Origin of the sequence: Aureibaculum flavum (assembly GCF_016406085.1) — a bacterium.
Classification (GTDB): Bacteria; Bacteroidota; Bacteroidia; order Flavobacteriales; family Flavobacteriaceae; genus Aureibaculum; species Aureibaculum flavum.
Genome location: NZ_JAEHFJ010000004.1, coordinates 330,172 through 356,205 on the forward strand (window position 1 = coordinate 330,172; position 26,034 = coordinate 356,205).

Consider the following 26,034-nt stretch of genomic DNA (forward strand, 5'->3'; position numbering starts at 1 on the left):
AGATTTGTATTTAGACAACTGCAAGATCACGCCACTAAAAACTAATAAAACTTGCTCAATAAAAATCTTTAGTTTACTTTTATTCTATGGCATACACTGCAACCCTCGAAGAGGAAAATAAAGAAATAGCAAGGCGTTATAAAAAAATGCTCAGTGCTACTTATCAACACCTATCTAAAACAGATAAGGAAATGATACGTAAGGCATTTGATGTTGCTGTCGATGCACATAAAGACCAGCGTAGAAAAACAGGAGAACCTTATATTTATCATCCCATTGCTGTAGCTTCAATAGTTGCCAATGAAATTGGTTTAGGTGCTACCTCAATTATGTGTGCATTAATGCATGATGTAGTTGAAGACTCTGAAGACTATACTTTTGAAGATATAGAAGGGCTGTTTGGTGAAACCGTTGCGAAAATAGTGAATGGTTTAACTAAAATTTCTCGTTTAAATAAGGAGCAAGAAGTTTCTATTCAGGCAGAGAATTTCAGAAAAATGCTCTTAACGTTAAATGATGATGTTAGGGTTATTCTCATAAAAATTGCTGATCGTTTGCATAATATGCAGACCATGGATGCCATGCCACATCACAAGCAAATAAAAATATCTTCAGAAACCTTATATATCTATGCTCCTTTAGCTCACCGATTAGGATTGTATAATATAAAAACAGAATTAGAAGATTTAGGCTTAAAATATACCGAGCCAGAAGTTTTTAACGATATTCTCACTAAAATAAAAGAGAGTAAAGAACAGCAGGAGGAATATATTAAAGCATTTACCGAAAGTGTTGAGAAAACATTAGATAAAGAAAATTTTGATTATGTAATAAAAGGAAGAACAAAATCCATTTATTCCATTCGAAAAAAAATGTTGAATCAAGGGGTTTCCTTTGATGAAATTTATGACAAGTTTGCTATTCGTATTATTTATAGCTCAGAATTACCTGATGAAAAATTCAATGCTTGGAAAATTTATTCCATTATAACAGATAGTTTTAATCCGAATCCAAATCGTTTACGAGATTGGATCTCTCAACCCAAATCTACGGGCTACGAATCGTTACACATTACAGTAATGGGCCCAAAAGGAAGATGGGTAGAAGTACAAATACGTTCTAGACGTATGGATGAAATTGCAGAAAAAGGATATGCCGCTCATTTCAAATACAAACACGGTAATGAAAAGGAAAGTGGACTAGAAAATTGGTTAAATAAATTAAAAGAAACTTTAGAAAATCCTGATATAAATGCAGTAGATTTTGTTGAGCAATTTAAATTAAATTTATATGCTAAGGAAATTTATGTATTTACCCCTCAGGGTGATATAAAATCCTTACCAAAAGGGTCAACACCTTTAGATTTTGCTTTTGCCATACATACCGATGTTGGTATGATGTGTAGAGGTGCTAAAGTAAATGGTAAACTAGTACCGTTAAGTCATACCTTAAATAGTGGTGACCAAGTTCAAATTATTACTTCTATTAGTCAAAAACCAAAATTAAGTTGGCTTGACTTTGCTCAAACTGCAAGAGCAAAATCAAAAATTAAAGCAGCCTTAAAAGAAGATCAAAAACTAGTTGCTAATGATGGTAAGGAAGTTTTAGAACGTAAACTTCGTCATTTAAAAGTTCCTTTTAATGAGAAAACAATCAATGAATTGGTTAGTTATTTTAAATTAAAGACGAGTCACGATCTTTTTTATAGACTAGGTAATGGAGGTATAGACAATCAACAACTTAAAAATTTTGTAAGTCAACGTAGTAATGCTATTTATAATTTCTTTAAAAACACGATAAGAAGAGGAGAAAAAAAGCCAAGTGAAAATAAAAATGATGAACTAACCGATAAGTTCGATTTACTTGTTTTTGGAAAGGATGATGAAAAACTAGAATATAAATTGGCTCAATGTTGTAATCCAATTCCGGGCGATAAAGTATTTGGATTTGTTACTGTTTCGGATGGGATTAAAGTACATAAACAAAATTGTCCTAATGCTATTAGTATGCAATCGCAGTTTGCCTATAGAGTTATTAGTGCAAAATGGATTGATTCTTCGCAGCAAGAACATAAAGTACTACTTAAACTTACAGGTATTGATCATATGGGCTTGGTAAATGAAGTTACTCATATTATCTCTAGTAATATGAATGTTAATATATATAACATAAATATTTCAGGAGGTCAAAGTGTCTTTACAGGTCAAATAACAGTTGGGATTAAAAACAATGATCAACTTAAAAAATTGATGCAAAAGTTAAAAAAAATAGACGGTATTGATAAAATATCACGTCTAAACAGTTAGGTGTTCAAAAGTTGTTAAACTTTTTAATAAACCTTTGAGAAATACTTATTTTTAAAACGTAAATTTGCTTTTTAATGAAAGATAAATATGGATAATTCTAAAAATCAGGAAATTGTAAAAAGTGTTTTTACCAATTTTTTAGAACAAAATAACCATAGAAAAACACCTGAACGATACGCCATTCTTCAAGAAATTTATGATCATAACGATCATTTTGATATAGAATCTCTTTATATCTATATGAAGAATCAGAACTATCGTGTAAGTAGAGCTACGCTTTACAATACGATAGAGTTATTATTAGAATGTGGGTTAGTTAGACGTCATCAGTTTGGTCAAAACCAAGCTCATTACGAAAAGTCTTATTTTGATAAACAACATGATCATATTATCCTAACTGATACAGGTGAAGTAATTGAATTTTGTGATCCTAGAATTCAAACGATTAAAAAAACAATAGAAGAAGTTTTTGACATAAAAGTAAATAATCATTCACTATACTTTTATGGTGAAAGAAATAAAGATATAAATAAAAAATAATTAATATACAATGGTTGATTTATTACTCGGTTTGCAATGGGGCGATGAAGGAAAAGGTAAAATAGTTGATGTCCTTACAAAAAATTATGACATTATAGCTCGTTTTCAAGGTGGTCCAAATGCAGGACATACCTTAATTTTTGATGGAAACAAACATGTTTTACATACTATTCCATCAGGTATTTTCCACGATAAAGCTATAAATATTGTTGGTAATGGTGTAGTAATTGATCCTGTAATTTTTCAAAAAGAATTAGAGAATCTTGCACCTTACAATATTGATTTTAAATCAAAGTTGTTTATCTCTAGAAAAGCACATTTAATTTTACCGACGCATAGATTATTAGATGCGGCTTCAGAAACTTCTAAAGGTAAAGCTAAAATTGGTTCTACTTTAAAAGGTATTGGTCCAACGTATATGGACAAAACAGGAAGAAATGGTATGCGTGTTGGCGATCTTGAATTAGAAGATTGGAAAGACAAATATAAAGCGTTGACAGAAAAGCATTTAAAAATGCTTAATTATTTTGAGGTTGATATTCAATTTGATCTTGAAGAGTTAGAAAAACAATTCTGTAAAGCTGTTGATGTATTAAAACAATTGACATTTATTGATAGTGAAGAATATTTATTCAACGCTATGAAAAATAATAAAACAATCTTAGCAGAAGGAGCTCAAGGATCTTTATTAGATATAGATTTTGGTACCTATCCGTTTGTTACGTCTTCAAACACCACTGCTGCCGGTGCTTGTACTGGTTTAGGTGTAGCACCTAATAAAATTGGTGAAGTATATGGTATTTTTAAAGCCTATACAACCCGTGTTGGCTCTGGTCCTTTCCCTACAGAATTGTTCGATAAAGATGGAGAAGCCATGGCAAAAGTTGGTCATGAATTTGGAGCAACTACAGGTAGACCTCGCCGTTGTGGATGGTTAGATCTAGTGGCATTGAAATATGCTGTTCAAATAAACGGTGTAACGCAATTAAATATGATGAAAGGTGATGTACTTTCAGGTTTTGACACTTTAAAAGTATGTACATCTTATACCTATCAAGGTAAGGAAATTTCACATTTACCTTACAACATAGAACCTGAAAACGTTAGTGTAAACTATACGGAATTTAAAGGTTGGGATGAAGATTTAACAGGAATGGAAACTGCCGATCAATTACCTAAGAATTTAATTGATTATATTAATTTTATAGAAAAAGAAGTGCAAGTGCCTGTTAAGATTGTATCTGTTGGACCAGACAGAAAACAAACTATTTTTAGATAATTAATTATTTAAGTTTTAATTTAAGTTTTAAAACATAAAATAGACTATATATGGGTTGAGCAAGGACATTATGAAAAGTATAATCTACATATTAATAGTTACAACTTTAATCTCTTGCTCAACTAAAAAAAATATTGACTTAAAATCAAATAATTTAATCTCAAATAATTTTAATGAATTGGAGATAAAAGATTTGCAATTAATCTTTGATTTCTTTATTAATCAAATTTGCGATTCGCGAAAAAAAAACTTTAAATCTTTAAATGAATGTTACCTAGATTATTGTTCTAAAATCAAAGAACAAGCAGAAACCAACGTTGAATTTAAGACAAAAATAAATTTTAAACAGCAATTAAAATTATACAATAAAATAGATAATTCTACTTTTAAAGAAATTTGGAGTTTTCATAAAAGTTTACCTGTAGGAGATAGACAGGATACATTGAAATTTCTTGAATTTAATTTTGATGGGAATTATATAAAATTTTTGAATAAATTTGCAAGAGAAAATAAAGCTATTGGTCAATATATGTATTCCTATAAGCAAGTTCGGGGACTCGGACCTTCATTGGTAGCTAATTTGATTTTTAACTATAAATCCTTTGAAATTGCAGATATTCGGACTAAAGTAGTTATTGCTATTCACTATTTGACACTTAATGATCAATTTCATAGAGAAGAAAAATATTTAGAGTAAATAAAAAATGAATAGCAATTGTTTAGAAAATAACACAAAAAACTAACGAATGATAATACAACCAAAAACACGTGGATTTATTTGTATCACTTCTCACCCTGAAGGATGTGCAAAAAATGTACAAAACCAAATCGATTATATAAAATCAAAAAGCCCTATTGATGGTGCAAAAAATGTACTAGTCATTGGAGCTTCTACAGGTTTCGGTTTGGCATCTCGTATAACCAGTGCTTTTGGAGAAAATGCTGCTACTATTGGTGTGTTTTTTGAAAAACCACCAGCAGAAGGAAGAACAGCATCTTCTGGTTGGTATAATACTGCGGCTTTTGAAGAACAAGCTCATAAAGCAGGTTTATATGCTAAAAGTATAAATGGGGATGCCTTTTCAAATGAAATTAAAGAGCAAACTGCTCAGCTGATAAAAAAAGATCTAGGTAAGATTGATTTGGTAATTTACAGTTTGGCTTCACCAGTTAGAACACATCCAGAAACGGGAGTTCGTTATAAATCTACATTAAAACCTATAGGCAATACATACACAAATAAAACGGTTGATTTTCATACCGGAGAAGTTAAAGAAATTTCTATTGAAGCTTGCACCGAAGAAGATATTGTAAATACAGTTACGGTAATGGGTGGTGAAGATTGGCAACTATGGATTGACAAACTAAAGAAAGAAGGCTTACTTGCTGATAATTTTAAGACGGTAGCGTATTCATACATTGGTCCTAAACTTACAGAACCAGTTTACAGAAAAGGGACTATTGGTAAAGCGAAAGATCATTTAGAAGCTACAGCTTTCAACATTACTGATGGCTTAAAAGACATAAAAGGTAAAGCTTTTGTTTCTGTTAATAAGGCCTTAGTTACACAATCAAGTTCTGCTATTCCTGTAATACCATTGTATATTTCATTACTATATAAAGTAATGAAAGAAAAAAACCTTCAAGAAGGATGTATTGAACAGATTTATAGACTATTTAAAGAGCGATTGTATCTTGACGAAATTCCAGTAGATAGCGAAGGAAGAATTCGAATTGATGATTTAGAAATGCGTGATGATATTCAGGAAAAAGTAGCTCAATTATGGAAAGAAGCAACTACGGAATCTTTATCTGAAATTGGTGATTTAGAAGGCTATAAAGATGAGTTTTTTAATCTATTTGGATTTAATTTTGACGGAATAGATTATGAAAAAGATACGAATGAAATGGTAAGTATACCTGGCCTACAATAAAAAAATAATCTAAATTTTCAAAGAATAATGCTTAAAAAGAGTTTAGTAGCCTCCCTAATTGTACTTTTATTTTTTGCAGCATGTAAAAAGCAAAATAAATTAGACCCAAAAGTAAAAGACCTTATTTCATTAAATGATTTTGATAGTATTTCTGTTCAAGAATTACCATTTTCTTTTGCGTTTGATAAAGATTCAATTCTGGATTATCATTACACCCTAGAGTCTTTTGAAAGAAGGAATTTAATTGACAAAAATGCTAAACTTAATACCTATTTTTCTGATTCTACTACTTTTTTGAACAGTGAAAATTTATTTATTACCGATAGCGAAAACTACCCCTATATTGGTGAAGGTTATTTTTATACGCGTCTGCCAAATATAAATGAAATCAAAGTCTTAGTATTTACCTATCAGAATACAGATGAACATGAGACCCTACCCTATTTTGAACTTCAAACCATAGATGAAAACAATAAAGTCATTGATAAATTAATACTTGCTGGTGGTATTAATTACGATTGTAGTTGGGATAGACAGTTTTCCATAGATGAAACTTACACTATTACTATCATTGATAATGAATCATGTTTTGATCCTGAAGATGAAAAGCAAATTCTTACAAAGACTGTTAAAACAGAATACAAAGTGGGTAACGATGGTCACATCAAAATGCTAATTTCGGAAGGAGCCATATAATTTATATGAGGATTTTTTTAAAATTTAATCTAATAAAAGATTTTAATGGATGTATTCTCTTTCTCTAAGTTAAACTTAGCATCCACATATTTAGGTGGACCTAATCTTGCTTTCGCATTATTACTACACGCATTCGGTTCTTTTGGTATTCCGAAATAGTTTTTATCTAATTTACCATTATTGTTTTCATCATGAAAAGAGGATATCGCATAAGTACCTTGCGGTAATTGGTTAAATTCTACCATTGCTTTCCCGTTAATGATTTCTGTAATTTCACCTTGATATGGATTTTTCAAAAAATCATCTCGATGATCATAAATAGCAACAAATAATTTTCCTTCATCAGAATTTAAACCCTCAATTGAAACTTTTAGATTAAAAGTAGATTGCGACCATGAAACCATTGAAGTGATTAAAAAAATTATAATATTTACTTTTTTGAAAATCATTTTATTGTTGTAATCCTATTTTATAAGCAGATAATGCTCTTTCTCTGGCAAATTTATGATCTACCATAGGTTCAGAATATCCTAAATCAAATTCAGGAATCCATTTTCTTGTATATTCTAAATTTGTATCAAACTTTTTTAATTGTAAGGCTGGATTAAATACTCTGAAATATGGTGCGGCATCACAACCGGTTCCTGCAGCCCATTGCCAATTTCCATTATTAGAAGACAATTCATAATCCAATAATTTTTCAGCAAAATAAGCTTCACCCCATCTCCAATCAATCAATAAGTGCTTACATAAAAAACCTGCGGTTACCATACGAACTCTATTATGCATATATCCCGTTTCATTTAATTCTCGCATACCAGCATCTACCAAAGGATATCCTGTATTACCTTCGCACCATCTTTTAAAATCTTCTTTGCTATCTCTCCACTTAATACCATCATATTTAGATTTAAAATTATGAGTTACCACTTTTGGAAATTGAAATAATATCTGCATAAAAAATTCCCTCCAAATAAGTTCACTTAAAAACACAGCATTCCTTTCCAAAGCAATCATCACAAATTTTCTGATACTTACTGTACCGAAACGCAAATGCGGTGATAAATAAGAGGTCCCGTTTTTTGCGGGAAAATCTCTATTTAAATCATAATCTGAAATGACACTTAAATTAACAGGTTGTACTTTCTGTTTACTTTTTACAAAACCAATGTTTTCTAAGCTAGGAAATAACATTTCATAATTATAAAAACTATCCCAATCTAAATTGTTCTCATCTTCTACAGTAAAAGGATTCTGTTTAAATTTTTCTAACCATTTATTTTTATATGGCGTGTAAACGGTATACGGTTTTCCATCAGCTTTTAGAATTTCATTTTTTTCAAAAATTACTTGATCTTTAAAATTACGTACTTCAATATTCTTTGATTCTAAAAAAGTAGTTATTTTTTGATCTCTTTTAATGGCATATGGTTCATAATCCCTATTAAAAAAAACTTTTTTCACATCATATTCAGTTATTAACGCTTTCCAAATTTCTCCTATATTTCCTTTTTTAATAAGTAATGAACTGTTTTTATTTTTTAATTTTAGATGAATGTTTCTCAATGACGTATAAATAAAAGTAAGCCTTCCATCGTTTTTAGGCAAATCTTCTAAAATTTCATCATCAAAAATAAATATAGGAAGTACCGGAAGTCCACTTTCTAAAGCTGATTTTAAACCTACATTATCTTCTAAACGTAAATCACGTCTATACCAAAAGATTGAAATTTCAATTTTCTTCATAAATACCGAATTTTTTTTCGACTGCTTGTGTTCTATAATCGAATATTTCTTTTAATTTATTTTTTATAATCAATGTATTTGCAATGGCTCCTAAAAATCCAAATGGAGGTTGGTAACTTACAATATCTTTCATTAGAACACCATTTTCTATGGGCTCAATAATATGTTGATGATGCCATAATGAATAAGGTCCAACCCTTTGTTCATCAACGAAATATTTTTTATCTCTTACCTTTGTTATCTCTGTTACCCAAAGCGTTTTTATTCCTAAAAGCGGACTAACTTTATATGAAATGATCATACCTGGATACATCTTTTCTGGAAGATTTTTTGACACAATATCAAACCCCATATAATCAGGTGTTATTACTTTAAGATTTGCTGGTGATGATATAAAATCCCATATCTCATCAATGGTGCTATTAATCTTTTGTTCTTTTAATAATTGATAAAATGCCATTTACTGTTTATTTAATGCTTCAATTTGTTTTAATACTTCATCCGCTTCTGCGTATTTACGATCACTTTCCTTACGGTTTGTAGCCGATAATCGATGAGAGTCTGCTAAAAGCTTTTTATACTTATCATTTAACTTATCTATTGGTGATTGTTTCTTAAAAAGGTTGAACATAATATGATTTTTAATTGTTTGTATAAATATAATAATTTAGTGATGTGGCTATAGCTAACCAAATAACATAAGGTAATAGCAATAAACTTATCAAGTGTAATTTACTGTAATAAGCGATTAAAAAATAGATTATTAATATGGTAAGTAAAGAAATTATTATCAGTGCAAAGCTAACTGCATGTTGGTTAAAAAACACATAGTTCCAACTCACATTTAGTACTACTTGAAAAATAAATAATATAATAATTTTCCCTGTATTCTCATTGGTATATAACTGAGCCATATAAATTGAGAAACAAATCATTATAATCGTCCAGGCAGCTCCAAAAACCCATCCTGGTGGAGTCCACGGGGCTTTATTCAATCCAATATACCATTCGGTTTGTGGTCCATTATTCATTAACCAACTGCCAATGGCTAATGCACCAAAATTTATGACTAAAAAAATGACAACTAATATATTAAATTTCATTGGTCTATATTTTTAGCGTTACAATACCACAATCCATCTCAAATATTTGTCCTGATATAGAGGCTGTTTTTTCTGATATTAAGAACTCAGCCATGGTTGCCACTTCTTTTGGGTCTAAGTATTTTTTTAGAGGATGCCTTTCTATCATTTTTTCTTTCATCTTATCATTCCTCAATAATTTATCTGCTAAACCTGTATCTGTAACTGTAGGTGCAATAGCATTAACTCGCACTGTAGGTGCCAATTCAGCCGCTAGAGATTTGACTAGGCCCTCTACTCCACCCTTTGCTACCGCAATACTAGAATGAAAAGGCATTCCCATTTTAACAGCAACAGTACTAAATAAAACTATGGACGGATTATTTCCTTTTTTTAAAATAGGCAAATAGTGCTGTATAGCTTTCACAGCTCCTAAGACATTTATATTAAAGTCAGTTTTAAAGTCTTCTAAACTTAATCTAGAAATTGGTTTTAAGTTGATACTTCCTGGACAATAAATTAGTGAATCTGCTACCTCAATTTCTGGTAATTCATCTTCCAAAACATCGCATTGGAATTGACTAAAATTTTGATGATTTATTTGAGATGGACTTCTGCTAATATTTATAATTTTAAAATGGTCTATTAAACTTTCAACAATAGCCTTTCCAATCCCTTTACTTCCACCGATAATTATAATTGTTTTCATTCGCTAGCTTTTATTTACTAATAGATTTAAATATTATTTTTTAATGAAGATTATTAATCTTAAAACATGTTGCATTTTTATCATCTTATTATAAAAAATCAATACTTATTACGTTTTTAATTGTTAATACTATTCTGTAATTCTGCAATTTTGGATGGTGATTTAAATACCCCTCCATAAAAGCTCGTAACTGTACTTGAGGTATCATCTTGAATTCCTCTAGAAGATACACATAAATGTTTGGCATCTATTATAACCGCTACATCTTCAGTTTCTAAAATAGTTACCAATTCATTTGCTATCTGATTCGTTAATCGCTCTTGTACCTGTGGTCTTTTTGCATAATACTGTACAATTCTGTTTAATTTAGACAAACCAATAACTTTACCGGAAGAAACATAAGCTAAATGTGCTCTGCCTATAATAGGTACAAAGTGATGTTCACAATTAGAATAAAAAGTAATGTTTTTTTCAACTAACATTTGGTTATATTGATACTTGTTATCAAACAAAGCAATTTTAGGTTTATTTGCAGGATTTAATCCTGAAAATATTTCATCAATATACATTTTGGCCACTCTATTGGGTGTGCCTTTTAGTGAATCATCATTGAGATCTAGTCCCATTACCTTCATTATTTCTTGAAATAAATAGGCTATTTTTTCCTTTTTTTCACTATCAGAAATACTAAATGCATCTGCCGTAAGTGGAGTTTCCAAACCAGTATATAAATGGTCGTCACCTATTTCATGATCAGAAAAATTATGAAGGTGATTTTCGCTAAGCAGGGTATTCAACAAAGTTTCTTGGTGTTTCATATAGTTTAATTTTTAACTCTAATTTTTTATCTAAATATTTTCTTAATAATGTAAAAATTACTCTGGCAATGTTTTCAGCAGTAGGATTCAGCTCTCTAAATTCTATAACATCTAAATTTAAATTCTTGTGATCTAATTTTTCTAACACTTCATTTTTTATGATGTCGGACAATATTTTAGTATCTATGACATAACCAGTTTCAGGATCGCAAAAGCCAATTACTTTAACTTCTAGCTCATAATTATGACCATGATAATTGGGGTTATTGCATTTACCAAAAACTTCGCTATTTTTTTCTTGACTCCAATGGACATTATTTAATCTATGGGCTGCATTAAAATGTTCCTTTCTTACTATAGAAGTTTTATATTGTTGATCTAACATTATTTTGTTTAACTTTTGTAGTACAAAGTTAAACATTATTAATGAAAGATTATTAAGAAAATGTTAATTATTAACAAGACGTGAAATCATTCCATTAAAAATAAATCCATGAAAGGGAGCTACTGCATACCAATATAATCGTCCGAATAAACCTTTAGGTCTAAAAACAGCACGTTGATATAATATGTTCTCAATAATAACAAATTCTAGCCAAGCTTCTCCAGGTAATTTCATTTCTGCATAAAGTAATAAACGTTTCTCCTTTTTATTGGCATACAAAACCCTCCAGAAATCGAGAGCATCGCCCGCACTTAATTTGGTTGGATGAGTTCTTCCACGTCTTAAACCTATTCCACCAGATATTTTATCTAGATACCCTCTCATTTTCCAAAGAAAATTACCATAGTACCATCCGTTATGACCACCTATAGACCAGATCTTTTCTAGAGTTCTAGTTTCATTTTTTACTTCCCTTTTTTTAATATCCTTAAAACAACCATACTGAGGCACTTCTATATATTGTGATAATTTCTTATTAAACCTTCCACTTACAAAAGAGTCCTTCCAACTTGAAACACTACTGTTCTGCTCTATTTTTATAAAGGCTTTTTGAACAGCCTCTTTATAAGTTATGGGGTTAACCCCCAACATTTCATTTATATCACTATCAATTCCAATGACTTCCACTTTCATACTATCTACCAAACTAATTGCCAGTTTGTAAGACGTGGCAGTTATAAAATACAACCAATAAGATGATAATTTTGGCGTCATTACAGGAACTGAATAGATATATCGTTTAAATTTACGAACTTCAGCAAACCGCAACATCATCTCTTTATAGGTCAGTACTTCTGGTCCAAAAATATCATACGATTTATTGTACAATTCCTGTTTACCAATTGCCTTAGAAAGAAAAGTCAACACATCACGTATGGCAATGTACTGTGATTTAGTATTTACCCATTTTGGAACAATCATTAAAGGTAATTTTTCAACTAAATCTCTAATAATCTCAAAGGAAGCACTTCCGCTACCTACAATTATTCCTGCTCTAAACGTTGTTAGAGCATATATTTTTGATTGCAAGGTGTTTTCTACTTCTTTTCTAGAAGCTAGATGTTTTGACAGATTACTATCATTAACAATACCACTGAGATAAATAACTTGCTTCACATCAGTAGATTCAATATGGTTTTTAAAATTTCCAGCACATTGTTTTTCCAATTTTTCAAAATCTGTGGAAGAAGAAGACATAGAATGAATTAAATAATAAGCAACATCTATATCCTTTGGAATTGCTTTTAAAGTCTCTTCCTTTAAAAAATCTACCTCAATTAAGGTTATCTTCTTATTATTTTTTACAATTTCAGGAACCCGTCCTATATCCCTAACACAGCACACCAATTGATGATCTAATTCTAATAGCATAGGAATTAGACGTTTACCGATATAACCTGTTGTACCCGTTAGTAAAATTTTCATAATAATATTTTTAAAACTAGTTGATAATTTGCGATAGTGCTCATCTATACAATCAAACACCTATTATATATTAGACCAAGATACTAATTTATTATTGTGTTTAAGTTTTTTAACATAACTTTAAACATAAAATGTTGAATTACATATTTTTGTTTAACTATATTTGCTGAAACTTAAACATAAATATTATGAGAACAAGAAATTTAATGATTGCTTTTGCCATGACCGGATTTATTTTTAGCACTGCGTGTGCGGACACTAAAAAAGAGAATGTGCATAATGAAACAGAGAAAGTAACCTCTGATGATGTTACCGAAAAAGAAGCCGTTAAAAAAACTCCAACTATTGTTGGTGTTGCAGCTGCCAATGAGGATTTTTCAACTTTAGTGGCTGCTGTTAAGGCTGCCGGTTTAGTTGAGACTTTAAGTGCTGATGGACCATTTACTGTTTTTGCACCTGTAAATGCTGCTTTTGATAAATTACCAGAAGGTACCGTTGCTGGTCTTTTAAAACCTGAAAGTAAAGATGCTTTAACTTCACTTTTAACGTATCATGTGGTTACTGGTAAATTTATGGCTGCAGATGTTGTTAAAGCTATTAATGACAATAATGGTACTTTTTCTATTCCTACAGTACAAGGTGGTAATCTAATCGCCTCTATGAGTGGGGATAATGTTATCTTAACTGACGAATCTGGAAACGTTTCCACCATTATTATGACTGATGTTGCAGCGTCAAATGGCGTTATACATGCAATAGATTCAGTAGTAATGCCTAAATAATAGGTTGGTTTTTTTGATAGCGAAATCGCCATCAGCCTTAAAACGCTGGTGGCGATTTTATTTTAAAATAATCTTTTCTTTTTGAAAAATTCGATGAACAGAATACTACCAAAAAGCATGGTAAATGCATACCCTGCATCTTCAATGGGAATGGTACCTAATCTAATTCCTAAATTTTCACTATTGTTATACCATACTACAGGTTCTTCAATAAAACTACCCGTAAGTATTCCGTTCACAATAAAAAATGGAATAAGGATGATTAAAAAAGTAATATAAAATATAGGTAATTGCTTATTTTTTGTAAAAAAACTATAAAACAACACGGTACTTAAAATGATATAGTTGTAAAAAGTATACGCCTTATCGAAATTAAAAATGGCCACTATAAATAACAAAATAGCAAGACTAATTGTTATTATATTGGACAGTCTAATTGGAACGTGCGTTTGTGGAAAAAAATATTGAAATGCATAATGGATAAATATACTCGCATAAGGAATACAAATAAAAAAAAGCCATTCTTCTATTGGTAAACTAAATATAGTGATGCCTATCAAATAATCCTCATTAAATCCCCAAACACCATCAATGGTGAAGATGATATCCCATATGATAAAAAATGTCGCTACAATTACAATGGATAAAAATACTTCTTTCCACCATTGAATATAATGCATGCGTTTTTCAAAACTATATAAAAACGGGATACTAAAAGACGCTAAATTTAAAAGGAGGTAAAGTGACATTTATATCTTAAAATATTTAAATGGAACAAGCAACATACCAAAGCACTCTCCTTCTTGTTTTCCAAGATGTTTATGATGCACTTTATGGGCTTTTCTTAATCCTATTAAATATTTAATTTTGGTTTTCTTAAACCATTTAAACCTTTGATGAATGAGCACATCATGTACTAGAAAATAAGAGATACCATATAACAGTACCCCAAGACCAATAAAGAATAAATAATTTACACCACCATCAACCCCAAAATAAAAAAGTAAAATACTAGGTATGGCAAATATGACAAAGAAAATATCATTTCTTTCAAAGGTATTTTCATATTTAGGTTGATGGTGATCTGCATGAAAATACCACATAAATCCGTGCATGACAAACTTATGCGTTATCCAAGTTACCGCTTCCATACATAGAAAAGTAACCAGTGTTATTAATATGAATTTTAAAACTATCATTTACATTAAATTCAATTTGTAAGTTACAAAAGATTGTGCTAATAAGCTAACTTTACGAGGATTTGAAACTCGTATTCTAGTGTTCATTATTTTTTTACTTGGTGTTCTTTTTAATTTATTTAATAAACATTTATAATAAATATAAGATGTGTAAACACCAAATTTAGCTTCATTTGGAAGGTCTTTTATACCTAGATATGCGATTTTAAAATCCTCCTCTATTTCTTCTATAATTTCCAATTTAGAAATATTATCTAAATTATGAATATCTATGTTGGGAAAATAAGATCTATCTAAGACTTCAATATCATCTTTTAAATCTCTTAAAAAATTAACCTTTTGAAATGCTGAACCCAACCGCATTGCCGATTTTTTTAGTTCATTAAATTTGTTTTCATCACCCTTCACAAAAACTTTTAAGCACATAAGCCCTACAACATCGGCAGAACCATAGATGTAATCTTCATATTCACTTTTATCATAATTATGCTTTGTCAAATCTAGTCGCATACTCTTTAAAAAGGATTGCACCAAATCATCATCAATATTATATTTTTTTACAGTGAGTTGAAAAGCATTTAAAATGGGATTTAAACTAATACCTTCATGATATGCCTTGTAATAATCTTGCTCAAACTCTTCTAGTAAATTTGCCTTGTTATATTCATGAAAAGTATCTACAATTTCATCTGCAAAACGCACAAAACCATAAATGCTATAAATTGCATCTCTTATTGAGGGGGCCAGCATTTTTACCGCCAATGTAAATGATGTACTGTAAGATTTAGTAACTAATTTGCTACACCCTACTGAAACTGAATTAAATAAATTATCCATAAGCTTATTGATTTTGGTGATGAACTAAAGGGTAATGTTTTTGTATTAAACTAGATACAACTTTTCCAGAGATTAATGCTGGTGGTACACCTGGTCCAGGAACGGTTAATTGTCCTGTAAAAAATAAATTACTTACTTTTTTACTTTTTAGTTTTGGTCTTAAAAAAGCAGTTTGCGTTAGTGTATTTGCCAACCCGTATGCATTTCCTTTAAAAGAATTATAATCTTCTTTAAATTCTTTGATGCAGTACGATTTTTTAAATAGAATATGATCTTTTACGCTTTGATTGGTTAATTTTTCAAACCTATCCATAATATGATTGAAATATGTTTCTCGTATTTCTGGAGTATCTTCAATACCAGGAGCTATTGGAATCAAAAAGAATCCTGCTTCTTTGTTTTCTGGTGCAAATGAAGGGTCTGTTAAACTTGGAAAGTTAGCATAAAATAAAGGCTTTTCTGGCCAAGAAGGTTCGTCATAAATTTGAATAGCATGTTTATCAAAATCAGAATCAAAAAATAAGGTGTGATGACATACTTCTTTTATTTTTTTATCAAAACCCACATAAAATAATAATGAAGATGGGGCTAAGACTTTTTTATCCCAATACTTTTCAGAATACTGTCGGTATGGTTTATCTAACAAGGTCTCTGTATGGTTATAATCTGCACCACTTAAAACAACATCTGCTTTTAAAATCAAATCGTCTACTTGAACTCCAATCGTTTTACCGTCTTCAATGACTATTTTAGAAACATTACTGTTTGTTTTAATTTCAACACCTAAACTGACTGCAAGATTTGTCATTGCTTTTATAACTTCATGCATACCACCCTTTGGATGCCATGTGCCTAAACCGAAATCGGCATAATTCATGAAATTATAGAAAGAAGGTGTATTACTAGGTTTTGCTCCTAAAAACAATACCGGAAACTCCAGTATTTGTATCAGCTTTTCATTCTTTATTTTTTTTCTAACCTTTTTTCTAATACTTGTAAAAAACTGATTGACTCTTTGTATTGTAACTGGTGTTATGAGCTCCGCAATAGAATTCCCTGGTTTATAAACCAAATCCTTAATTGCAACTTCATAATTAAATTTTGCAGAATCTATAAAATCTTGAAGATATTTTGAACTACCTAGTTCAACTTCCTCAAAAGTCTTTTTTATATCACTTAGATTATCTGATATTTTTATACTATCTGACGTATTGAAATAGACCTGATAAGCAGGACTCAATTTACTTAAATCGTAATAATCCGAAACTTTTTTCTCAAAATCAGCGAAAAAACTCTCAAAAACATCTGGCATCCAATACCAAGACGGTCCCATATCGAATTTAAATCCATCTTTTTCAAAAACTCTCGCTCTTCCCCCAACCATTTCGTTTTTCTCTAAAATAGTAACGGAATAGCCAGCTTTAGCTAGATAACAAGAAGCCGCTAATGAAGAAAAGCCAGATCCTATAATAATAATTTTGTTTTCCATATTGTTTAACAAATATACAATTTTATTAAACAAAACAAAATTATATTATTTATATTTTATCTAAGGCCTGCATTAGTGAACCAATGGCCTCAATTTGTGAGTAAGATTTTGATTTTTCATATTGAGAAGATTTCCTTCCTAAAAACCAAAAGTTATTATCTGTTCCTTTCAGTAGCTTCTCATTTATGTCTTCTAAATACTGTCCGATATCATTTTCATTAGGTTCTACGGTAAAATACGAAATAAATTGAACATTACTATATAAAGGTTTTATGTCTTGTACTGCATCAATAGCAATATTTTGACCTAAGTATATTGAATGATAACCACGTAATATCAATTCGTAATGCAAATACAAAAGCCCCAGTTCATGTATTTCTCGCATTGGTAAAAATAATACAAATGTCTTTTCATTTTCTTTAAAACTGGTAACTTGGCTACGCTCAATATTTGACTGTATTTTTTGCATAATCAAATTTGAAACAAAATGTTCATGAACCGGTTTTATAGATTTATGCTGCCACAAATATCCTATTTGAATTAGTAAAGGAATAAATACTTCTAAAAATATTTCTCTAAAAGATTTATAAGCTAAGAGTTTATTATATGCTTCATTAAATGAAACGGCATCAAAATTAAGCATTGCAATCTTAAACTCATTGATAACTCCGTCTTCCAACGCTTTGTCTGTCGTAAGTTCTTTAACTTTCAAAAGCAATACATCCTCTGAAAACTCTGCAATTTTAGAAATTTTGAAGCCATTATTATACAATAAATTGATGTTTAATAATTTTACAAAATTATCACCATCATAATATCTTATATTAGTATCTGTTCTAGAAGGTTCAAGTAAATTATATCTTTTTTCCCAGATTCTAATCGTATGAGGTTTAATTCCTGTGAAATTTTCTAAGTCTTTAATAGAAAATTTAGTTTTAATATTGTTTAACATATTTGGGTTATTATAAAACAAATGTACGTTTTTTTATTAATTATTAAAGATTCTTGTAACAAAACGTAATTTTACACTACTAATACCTTGAAATCAACCACCAGTGAACAAAGAATTAGAGCTTAAATTTATTTCAGATTTAGAAGAAAATCAAAATATAGTGCATAAGGTTTGTAGGATCTATACCAACAATAAAGATGCTCATAATGATTTATTTCAAGAAATCAGTATTCAGTTATGGAAAGCCTATCCCAAATTTAGAGGAGATTCTAAATTTAGTACTTGGATGTATAGAGTTGGATTAAATACCGCCATAACGATATACAGGAAATCGAAACGCTCCATAAAGACGCAAGATTTTGATTCTGTTTTGCATAAAATTGAGTCTGTTGACTATGATGATACCGAAGAAGAGCAATTAAAATTATTATACAAAGCAATTTATCAATTGTCTGATATTGATAAAGCTTTAGTACTACTTTACCTAGAAGAAAAGAATTATAAAGAAATTTCAGAAATGATGGGGATTAGTGAAGTAAACGCTAGAGTAAAAATGAATAGAGTAAAAACTAAATTAAAAAACATACTTAATCCGTAAATATGGATCAACTAGATTTATTAAAAAAAGATTGGAAAAGACAAGATAGTGTCAACCCTAGATTATCTAAAGACGCACTATCCAAAATTATTCATAAAAAATCATCTTCCATTGTAAAGTGGATCTTTATAATTAGTGTGTTAGAACTGGTAATTCCCATACTAATCTCTTTATTTACTGGAAAAATGGGATCGGCAGAAGAATTAGAGAATTTGGGTTTAACTAGTTTTATGAACTCCTATTATATAAAATCGTTTTATGTTTTTTACTATCTGGTAATTATATACTTTATCTACTTATTTTACAAGAATTATAAAACCATTGCTACCAACGTAAGTTCTAAATTACTGTTGCAAAACATTTTAAAAACTAGAAAAATTGTAAAGTATTATATATGGTTTAATTTAGCACTAATACCTGTAATTTCTTCTATTTTATTTTATAAAATTTATCATTCTGAAAATTTTCTAGAACAATTACCTCAAGACACCAACATGCTCGTGGTATGGGTATTATCCGTAATTCTCATCGTAGTTTTGGTAGTGCTATTTTGGCTGTTTTATCAGTTGATATATGGCTTTTTATTGAAAAAACTAAATAGAAATTATAAGGAATTGGTAAGTAATGATATTGTTTTATAAAATATCTAAACTTCCTTTACCCTCTCTAATTACTACTATTTCATCTTCAGATAAATCGATAACAGTTGACGGTTGGTTATCTCCATAACCTCCATCAATAACAATATCTACTAATTTTTGCCATTTCTCAAAAATTAATTCAGGATCTGTGGTGTATTCAATAACATCATCATCATCACGAATAGATGTTGAAACAATAGGATTACCTAATTCCCTAACTATTTCTCGAACAATATTATTATCTGGAACCCTAATACCTACCGTTTTTTTATTCTTGAAAGCTTTAGGTAAACTGTTATTACCAGGTAAGACAAACGTATAGGGTCCAGGTAATGCCCGTTTTAAAATTTTATAGGTTGGTGTATTTATCTGTTTTACATAATCAGACAAATGACTTAAGTCGTTACATATAAACGAAAGGTTCGCTTTCTCTAATTTTATCCCTTTTATTCGTGCAATTTTCCCCATTGCTTTGGCGTTAGTAATATCACATCCTAAGCCGTAAATGGTATCTGTAGGGTAAATTATTAAACCTCCTTTTCTAAGAACTTCAACTACCTTGCTGATTTCCTTAGGGTTAGGGTTTTCGTTGTAAATTTTTATAAATTGAGCCATTTTTAGATAAAACTACAATTATGCAGTATAAAATTAATAAAATAATAATAACATTTTCCATTTCAGCACTATTACTTTTATTTATTTCTTGCACTGATGACGCTCCTAATGCCGAAGTTGAATTAGAAAAGTCTGAAATAATAGATGTTTCTTATGGTGATCATGCAGAGCAAAAATACGACATTTATCTTCCAAAAGGAAGAACAACACAAGCAACAAAGGTATTTATTTTAGTACACGGAGGCGGATGGATTGAAGGAGACAAAAAGGATATGAAAGATTTTATACCTGAATTACAACAGGAATCTCCTGATTATGCTATTGTTAATATAAATTATCGTTTGGCATCTCAAGGTAATAGCCCGTTTCCAATGCAAATTGATGATATTAAAGACGTAATAGCACAATTAAAAGTAAAAAAAGATGAATATCAGATAGCTAATAACTTTGCATTTATTGGTACGAGTGCTGGTGCACATTTAGCCATGCTTTATAGTTATTCACATGATATAAATAAAGATGTTGAAATGGTTTGTAGTATTGTTGGACCAACAAATTTCACAGATAACGCTTATGTGAATCCAACGGAGCTCACTTATTTGTTTTTAGCCTTACAAATACAAGCAATTACAGGAGTAAGTTTTGAACAGAATTCACAATTTTATATCGCGAATAGTCCATACCACGTGGTTACTGAAGATGCTCCGCCTACGCTATTGTTTTATGGTGATGAAGACCCATTAATTCCTTCTTCTCAAGGAATAGATATGCATGCTAAATTAAATGAACTGGGAGTTACCAATGAATTCACTCTTTATAGTGGTGAAGGTCACGGTTGGGAAGGTGCAAATTTATTAGATACTACTGTAAAGCTAAGAGCATTTATTCAGGCAAATTTTTAGTGGAAAAAAGATTATCATGCCAGAAATACACTCGATAAAAACAGTACTCTGGTTGCAAAACGAAGTTTTATTTCATTTTCTGTTTTACCTTTTTTAACTCAAAACTCTCGCCTAGATATACCTTTCTTACCATTTCATCAGCTGCCAATTCTTCTGGTGTTCCTTCTTTAAGAATACCACCTTCAAACATTAAATAGGTTTTATCAGTAATAGCAAGCGTTTCTTGTACATTATGATCAGTGATTAAAATACCAATATTTCTATCTTTTAAATGAGAAACAATACTTTGAATGTCTTCAACCGCAATTGGGTCTACACCGGCAAAAGGTTCGTCTAAAAGTATAAAGTTTGGATCAGATGCTAATGCTCGAGCAATTTCTGTTCTACGACGTTCTCCACCTGATAATAAATCACCTCTATTCTTTCTAACATGACCTAAACTAAATTCATCAATGAGCGATTCTAATTTTTCCTTTTGTTCTCTTTTAGACAATTTCGTAAATTGTAAAACGGAAAGTATATTATCTTCTACAGAAAGTTTTCTAAATACGGAAGCTTCTTGGGCTAAATAGCCTACTCCTTTTTGAGCACGTTTATACATCGAATCATCCGTAATGTCTTCGTTGTCTAAAAAAATTCTGCCTTCATTAGGTTTTACCATCCCAACAATCATATAAAAAGAAGTGGTTTTACCTGCTCCATTTGGACCTAGTAAACCGATAATTTCACCTTGTTTTACTTGTAACGAGATGCCTTTTACAACCTTTCTGCTACCGTAAGTTTTTTCAATATTCTCCGCTCTTAAAATCATTAGCTTTTTTTAACAATTTTTATTTATCTTTTATACCAATGCTTTTTGCCTCCATTGGAATCTTTATTTTTTAATCGTTCCCTTTCTTACTTAACACTTTCAAGAAAAAAAATTAAACTTTAGCTGCTCTCTTTCTTGCTTTTCGTGCCATTACACTCGCTATAATTATACTTACTTCATATAAAATTGCCATCGGTATTGCAACAATAAATTGACTAACAACATCTGGTGGTGTAATAATTGCCGCTAATAAAAGTAACACAACAATGGCATACTTTCTATATTTTCTCAAAAACTCAGGAGTTACTATTCCCATTTTTGCAAGAAAATAGATAATAACAGGCATTTCAAAAATTAAACCTGCGGCTAATACCGAAGCTCTTAACAAACCAATGTATGAACTTATATCAGTATTATTCTCCACTTGCATAGAAACTCTATAAGATCCTAAAAAGTTTATAGACAACGGTGTTATTAAAAAGTAACCAAATAATACACCTAAAAAGAACAATAACGAAGATATTATAATAAAACTTCGGGCATGTTTCCTTTCTTTTACATACAATGCTGGCTTTATAAATTTCCAAATTTCCCATAATATAAAAGGAAAAGCCGCAATAAACCCTACCGTAATTGACGTCCAAATATGAGCAGAAAACTGCCCTGCCATGGTTCTACTTTGCACTATAAAAGGTATTTCCTCAATACACAATCCATTGGTACCTAACTTTTCAGAAAGATTACATAAAAACCTATACGTAATAAATTGAGGGTCTTTGGGAAGAAAAATAATGACGTCAAAAATAAATGATTTCATTAAAAAAGCGATAGAACTCATTACAAGTACTGCTAATGTTGATCTCACTAATGTCCACCTCAGTACTTCAAGATGGTCTAAGAAAGACATTTCCTTTTCTTCTTTAGTCTTTTTCTTTGCCATCTTAAATTATACCTTCTTTTATTAAATCATGTAAATGTACTACTCCTTTATATTCATCGCCATCTGCAACCAATAATTGTGTGATATTATTGCTCTCCATAATATTTAGTGCCGCAACAGCCATAGCATCTGATCCGATAACTTTTGGGTTTTTACCCATAATTTCTTTGGCTGTCAAATGCGTAAAGTCATTACTATTTCTAAGCATTCTTCTTATATCACCATCCGTAATTATACCGATAATAGCTCCGTTTTCTATAACAGCTGTAGCTCCCAATCGTTTTTCCGAAATCTCAATAATTACTGTGGTAATTGAATCATCTGGTTTTACAATAGGCTTTGTATTTCTCTCTATCAAATCAGAAACTCTAAGATATAACCTTTTGCCCAATGTACCACCTGGGTGATATTTTGCAAAATCTTTACTTGTAAAATCTTTCATTTCCAACAAACAAATGGCCAAGGCATCACCCATAACCAACTGTGCTGTAGTACTGGTAGTTGGTGCTAAATTATTTGGACAAGCTTCTTGTTCAACAAAAGAGTTTAAAACAAAATCGGCTTGCATTGCCAAATATGATTCTAAATTACCAGTAATAGCAATAATTTTATTTTTTGAATCTTTTATTAATGGTAATAACACTTTTATTTCTGGAGTATTACCACTTTTTGATATACAGATTACGATATCATCTTTTTGAACAATACCTAAATCACCATGAATAGCATCTGCCGCATGCATAAATATAGAAGGAGTTCCTGTTGAATTTAACGTTGCAACTATTTTTGTGGCAATATTGGCACTTTTGCCAATTCCTGTAACAATAACGCGACCTTTCGATTTAAGAATAAATTTAACAGCATTTTCGAAATCTTTGTTCAAAAAATTTATTAAATTCGCTATCGCCTTACTTTCGATAGTAATACTATTTTTGGCAATTTCTAAAATATCTTTTTTAGTATTCAAAATGGAAATTATTAGTATATAAAAATAAAGTAGTATCTTTAGTTGCAAATGTATCTAAAATTATAGATAAATAATAAAAAGAGTGACAAATTTAAACTTACACGACGCCTTAAAACAATATTTTGGATTCACCAAATTTAAAGGTTTACAAGAGCAAGTTATTAGAAGTATTATAAACAAAGAAGATGTCTTTGTTATAATGCCTACTGGTGGCGGAAAATCTTTATGCTATCAATTACCGGCATTAATACAAGAAGGTACTGCAATTGTAGTATCTCCTTTAATCGCCTTGATGAAGAATCAAGTAGATGCCATAAGAGGTATTTCTGAAGATGAAGGTATTGCCCATGTGCTAAATTCTTCCTTAAATAAAGGAGATGTTGCACGGGTAATGAATGATATAAAATCAGGCGTAACAAAATTATTATATGTAGCTCCAGAATCTTTAACGAAAGAGGAATACATTGATTTTTTAAAAACCCAAAAAATATCCTTTGTAGCTATTGATGAAGCCCATTGTATTTCCGAATGGGGACATGACTTTAGACCTGAATATAGAAATCTTAAAAAAATTATTGAACGTATAGATGATGTTCCTATTATAGGACTCACCGCTACGGCAACTCCAAAAGTTCAAGAAGATATCTTAAAGAATTTAGCGATTACAGATGCTACAACGTATAAGGCTTCTTTTAACCGACCTAATTTATATTATGAAATAAGGCCGAAAACTAAAGATGTAGAAAAAGATATTATCAGATTTGTTCGAGATTTTAAAGACAAGTCAGGAATTATTTACTGTCTTAGTAGAAAAAAAGTTGAAGAGATAGCAAATGTGCTCATCGTTAACGGAATAAAGGCTGTACCTTATCATGCAGGTTTAGATGGTAAAACCAGAGCCAAACATCAAGATATGTTTTTGATGGAAGATGTAGATGTCGTAGTCGCTACTATTGCTTTTGGAATGGGGATTGATAAACCGGATGTTCGTTTTGTAATACATCATGATATTCCTAAAAGTTTAGAAAGTTATTATCAAGAAACTGGAAGAGGTGGTAGAGATGGTGGCGAAGGTCATTGCCTTGCTTTTTATGCCTATAAGGATATTGAAAAGTTAGAAAAATTCTTGTCTGGAAAACCGGTTGCTGAGCAAGAAATTGGTCATGCCTTACTACAGGAGGTGGTTTCTTATGCGGAAACATCAATGTCTCGACGTAAATTTTTATTGCACTATTTTGGAGAAGAATTTGATGAGAAAAATGGTGAAGGAGCTGATATGGATGATAATGTTAGAAATCCGAAAAAGAAAGTAGAGGCTAAAAATGAGGTTAAAATATTATTAGAAACCATAAGAGATACAAAAGAAGAATACAAGTCTAAAGAAGTAGTTAATACTTTAATAGGAAAATCAAATGCTTTATTAAAATCAAGAAGAACTGACGAACAAACTTATTTTGGAGTAGGAAAAAATAAAGAAAACGTATTTTGGATGGCTTTAATTCGTCAAGTATTGGTGGCTGGTTTTATAACCAAAGAAATTGAACAATACGGTGTATTAAAAATTCCGCAAAAAGGTTTAGATTATATTGAAAACCCGACTTCATTTATGATGACTGAAGATCATTTTTACGGAGATGAAGATAATAGTAATATTATAACAAATAGTAAAGCATCTGGAGCCGCAGTTGACCAACAACTGATGTCTATGTTAAAAGATTTACGAAAAAAAGTGGGTAAACGTAAAAATGTACCTCCTTTTGCCGTTTTTCAAGATCCTTCAATGGAAGACATGACGATGAAGTACCCCATTAGCTTAGAAGAATTAGCTAATGTACATGGTGTAGGTGAAGGTAAAGCAAAAAAATATGGTAAAGAATTTGTAGACTTAATTCAGCGTTATGTTACCGATAATGACATCACGAGACCTGATGATCTTATTGTAAAAACAACAGGTGTAAATTCCGCTTTAAAATTATATATTATACAAAATACCGATAGAAAACTTCCATTAATAGATATCGCAAAATCTAAAGGTTTATCAATGATAGAGCTTACGAAAGAGATGGAACGTATTGTTTATTCTGGTACTAAAATAAATATCAACTATAGTTTAGACGATTTACTTGATGAAGATCAGCAAGAAGAAATTCATGATTATTTTATGGAAGCTGATACTGATAAAATTCAAGAAGCACTCGATGAGTTTGATGGCGATTATGATGAAGAAGAATTACGCCTTATGCGAATTAAATTTATAAGTGAAGTAGCTAATTAATAAAATTAAAAATCACCTACTTTAGCAGAAATAAAAAAATAAAAGC

The 26,034-nt window shown here is 30.5% G+C and carries 29 protein-coding genes; 11 read left to right on the forward strand and 18 right to left on the reverse strand.

Translation table 11 applies throughout. From position 1 onward, the window contains the following. Positions 1 to 86: 86 nt before the first annotated feature. From JBL43_RS10235 to JBL43_RS10260, 6 genes are all read left to right on the forward strand, one after another. Positions 87 to 2,306, forward strand: coding sequence for a RelA/SpoT family protein (locus JBL43_RS10235; protein WP_198841347.1), 2,220 nt, complete (start codon positions 87 to 89; stop codon positions 2,304 to 2,306). A gap of 87 nt (positions 2,307 to 2,393) precedes the next feature. Next, positions 2,394 to 2,846 (forward strand): Fur family transcriptional regulator, encoded by a 453-nt coding sequence (locus JBL43_RS10240; RefSeq protein ID WP_117880605.1) that lies wholly within the window; start codon positions 2,394 to 2,396, stop codon positions 2,844 to 2,846. A gap of 10 nt (positions 2,847 to 2,856) precedes the next feature. Continuing rightward, on the forward strand, positions 2,857 to 4,125 hold the full coding sequence (locus JBL43_RS10245) for an adenylosuccinate synthase (protein WP_198841348.1): 1,269 nt from the start codon (positions 2,857 to 2,859) through the stop codon (positions 4,123 to 4,125). Between the two features lie 70 nt (positions 4,126 to 4,195). After that, positions 4,196 to 4,822 (forward strand): hypothetical protein, encoded by a 627-nt coding sequence (locus tag JBL43_RS10250; protein WP_198841349.1) that lies wholly within the window; start codon positions 4,196 to 4,198, stop codon positions 4,820 to 4,822. A 49-nt stretch (positions 4,823 to 4,871) separates the two neighbouring features. After that, positions 4,872 to 6,059 (forward strand): enoyl-ACP reductase FabV, encoded by a 1,188-nt coding sequence (gene fabV, locus JBL43_RS10255; RefSeq protein ID WP_198841350.1) that lies wholly within the window; start codon positions 4,872 to 4,874, stop codon positions 6,057 to 6,059. Positions 6,060 to 6,086: 27 nt separating this feature from the next. Further along, positions 6,087 to 6,755: a hypothetical protein gene (locus JBL43_RS10260; RefSeq protein WP_198841351.1), complete on the forward strand. Its 669-nt coding sequence runs from the start codon at positions 6,087 to 6,089 to the stop codon at positions 6,753 to 6,755. 29 nt (positions 6,756 to 6,784) lie between these two features. Here JBL43_RS10260 and JBL43_RS10265 read toward each other — a convergent pair whose 3' ends face one another. From JBL43_RS10265 to JBL43_RS10305, 9 genes are all read right to left on the reverse strand, one after another. After that, entirely contained in the window at positions 6,785 to 7,204 is a 420-nt protein-coding gene (locus JBL43_RS10265; protein WP_198841352.1) for a DUF2141 domain-containing protein, read from the reverse strand. A gap of 1 nt (position 7,205) precedes the next feature. Beyond that, on the reverse strand, positions 7,206 to 8,501 hold the full coding sequence (locus tag JBL43_RS10270; RefSeq protein ID WP_198841353.1) for a cryptochrome/photolyase family protein: 1,296 nt from the start codon (positions 8,499 to 8,501) through the stop codon (positions 7,206 to 7,208). Next, positions 8,488 to 8,961, reverse strand: a complete 474-nt coding sequence (locus tag JBL43_RS10275) for an SRPBCC family protein (RefSeq protein WP_198841354.1) — start codon at positions 8,959 to 8,961, stop codon at positions 8,488 to 8,490. Before JBL43_RS10275 ends, JBL43_RS10270 begins: the two co-directional genes overlap by 14 nt. After that, positions 8,962 to 9,132 carry a Lacal_2735 family protein gene (locus JBL43_RS10280; protein WP_198841355.1) on the reverse strand — a complete coding sequence of 57 codons (171 nt, stop codon included), beginning with the start codon at positions 9,130 to 9,132 and terminating at the stop codon, positions 8,962 to 8,964. 10 nt (positions 9,133 to 9,142) lie between these two features. Next, positions 9,143 to 9,604, reverse strand: coding sequence for a TspO/MBR family protein (locus tag JBL43_RS10285; RefSeq protein WP_198841356.1), 462 nt, complete (start codon positions 9,602 to 9,604; stop codon positions 9,143 to 9,145). A gap of 4 nt (positions 9,605 to 9,608) precedes the next feature. Then, positions 9,609 to 10,292, reverse strand: coding sequence for an SDR family NAD(P)-dependent oxidoreductase (locus JBL43_RS10290; RefSeq protein WP_198841357.1), 684 nt, complete (start codon positions 10,290 to 10,292; stop codon positions 9,609 to 9,611). A 116-nt stretch (positions 10,293 to 10,408) separates the two neighbouring features. Next, the gene (gene folE / locus JBL43_RS10295; RefSeq protein ID WP_198841358.1) at positions 10,409 to 11,110 is read right to left on the reverse strand and encodes a GTP cyclohydrolase I FolE; all 702 of its coding nucleotides are present in this window, start codon (positions 11,108 to 11,110) and stop codon (positions 10,409 to 10,411) included. Then, positions 11,073 to 11,495: a 6-pyruvoyl trahydropterin synthase family protein gene (locus tag JBL43_RS10300; protein WP_198841359.1), complete on the reverse strand. Its 423-nt coding sequence runs from the start codon at positions 11,493 to 11,495 to the stop codon at positions 11,073 to 11,075. Before JBL43_RS10300 ends, folE begins: the two co-directional genes overlap by 38 nt. 63 nt (positions 11,496 to 11,558) lie before the next feature. Next, positions 11,559 to 12,980 (reverse strand): SDR family oxidoreductase, encoded by a 1,422-nt coding sequence (locus JBL43_RS10305; RefSeq protein WP_198841360.1) that lies wholly within the window; start codon positions 12,978 to 12,980, stop codon positions 11,559 to 11,561. Positions 12,981 to 13,168: 188 nt separating this feature from the next. On the opposite strand from JBL43_RS10305, the gene JBL43_RS10310 reads away from it, so the two are divergent. Further along, positions 13,169 to 13,762 carry a fasciclin domain-containing protein gene (locus tag JBL43_RS10310; RefSeq protein WP_198841361.1) on the forward strand — a complete coding sequence of 198 codons (594 nt, stop codon included), beginning with the start codon at positions 13,169 to 13,171 and terminating at the stop codon, positions 13,760 to 13,762. Positions 13,763 to 13,824: 62 nt separating this feature from the next. Here JBL43_RS10310 and JBL43_RS10315 read toward each other — a convergent pair whose 3' ends face one another. The 5 genes from JBL43_RS10315 to JBL43_RS10335 are packed head-to-tail and all read right to left on the reverse strand — an operon-like array spanning position 13,825 to position 18,239. After that, positions 13,825 to 14,511 carry a lycopene cyclase domain-containing protein gene (locus tag JBL43_RS10315; protein ID WP_198841362.1) on the reverse strand — a complete coding sequence of 229 codons (687 nt, stop codon included), beginning with the start codon at positions 14,509 to 14,511 and terminating at the stop codon, positions 13,825 to 13,827. Continuing rightward, entirely contained in the window at positions 14,512 to 14,961 is a 450-nt protein-coding gene (locus JBL43_RS10320; protein ID WP_117880590.1) for a sterol desaturase family protein, read from the reverse strand. It lies immediately after the preceding gene. Then, on the reverse strand, positions 14,962 to 15,798 hold the full coding sequence (locus JBL43_RS10325; RefSeq protein WP_198841363.1) for a phytoene/squalene synthase family protein: 837 nt from the start codon (positions 15,796 to 15,798) through the stop codon (positions 14,962 to 14,964). Positions 15,799 to 15,802: 4 nt separating this feature from the next. Then, positions 15,803 to 17,287, reverse strand: a complete 1,485-nt coding sequence (gene crtID, locus JBL43_RS10330; RefSeq protein WP_198841364.1) for a bifunctional phytoene desaturase/3,4-desaturase — start codon at positions 17,285 to 17,287, stop codon at positions 15,803 to 15,805. A gap of 49 nt (positions 17,288 to 17,336) precedes the next feature. Next, positions 17,337 to 18,239 (reverse strand): MerR family transcriptional regulator, encoded by a 903-nt coding sequence (locus JBL43_RS10335; protein WP_198841365.1) that lies wholly within the window; start codon positions 18,237 to 18,239, stop codon positions 17,337 to 17,339. 103 nt (positions 18,240 to 18,342) lie between these two features. Between JBL43_RS10335 and JBL43_RS10340 the strand changes: the two genes are divergently transcribed. Then, a complete protein-coding gene (locus tag JBL43_RS10340) occupies positions 18,343 to 18,837 on the forward strand; it encodes an RNA polymerase sigma factor (protein ID WP_117880586.1) in 495 nt (164 codons plus the stop codon). 2 nt (positions 18,838 to 18,839) lie between these two features. Next, positions 18,840 to 19,478 carry a DUF8845 family protein gene (locus JBL43_RS10345; protein ID WP_198841366.1) on the forward strand — a complete coding sequence of 213 codons (639 nt, stop codon included), beginning with the start codon at positions 18,840 to 18,842 and terminating at the stop codon, positions 19,476 to 19,478. Here the strand turns inward: JBL43_RS10345 and JBL43_RS10350 are convergent. Beyond that, complete coding sequence (locus JBL43_RS10350; RefSeq protein ID WP_198841367.1) at positions 19,473 to 20,093, reverse strand: L-threonylcarbamoyladenylate synthase; 621 nt, start codon at positions 20,091 to 20,093, stop codon at positions 19,473 to 19,475. The two genes, JBL43_RS10345 and JBL43_RS10350, sit on opposite strands and share 6 nt — an antisense overlap. A 20-nt stretch (positions 20,094 to 20,113) precedes the next feature. On the opposite strand from JBL43_RS10350, the gene JBL43_RS10355 reads away from it, so the two are divergent. Then, positions 20,114 to 20,995, forward strand: coding sequence for an alpha/beta hydrolase (locus JBL43_RS10355; protein WP_198841368.1), 882 nt, complete (start codon positions 20,114 to 20,116; stop codon positions 20,993 to 20,995). A 67-nt stretch (positions 20,996 to 21,062) separates the two neighbouring features. On the opposite strand, the gene lptB is transcribed toward JBL43_RS10355, so the two are convergent. The 3 genes from lptB to JBL43_RS10370 all read right to left on the reverse strand — a co-directional run bounded on the left by lptB (position 21,063) and on the right by JBL43_RS10370 (position 23,713). After that, entirely contained in the window at positions 21,063 to 21,806 is a 744-nt protein-coding gene (gene lptB, locus JBL43_RS10360; protein WP_198841369.1) for an LPS export ABC transporter ATP-binding protein, read from the reverse strand. Between the two features lie 112 nt (positions 21,807 to 21,918). Then, a complete protein-coding gene (gene tatC / locus JBL43_RS10365) occupies positions 21,919 to 22,746 on the reverse strand; it encodes a twin-arginine translocase subunit TatC (RefSeq protein ID WP_198841370.1) in 828 nt (275 codons plus the stop codon). Between the two features lies 1 nt (position 22,747). After that, a complete protein-coding gene (locus tag JBL43_RS10370; RefSeq protein WP_198841371.1) occupies positions 22,748 to 23,713 on the reverse strand; it encodes a KpsF/GutQ family sugar-phosphate isomerase in 966 nt (321 codons plus the stop codon). Positions 23,714 to 23,795: 82 nt separating this feature from the next. Between JBL43_RS10370 and JBL43_RS10375 the strand changes: the two genes are divergently transcribed. Next, positions 23,796 to 25,988 carry a RecQ family ATP-dependent DNA helicase gene (locus tag JBL43_RS10375; protein WP_198841372.1) on the forward strand — a complete coding sequence of 731 codons (2,193 nt, stop codon included), beginning with the start codon at positions 23,796 to 23,798 and terminating at the stop codon, positions 25,986 to 25,988. The last annotated feature ends 46 nt before the right edge of the window (positions 25,989 to 26,034 follow it).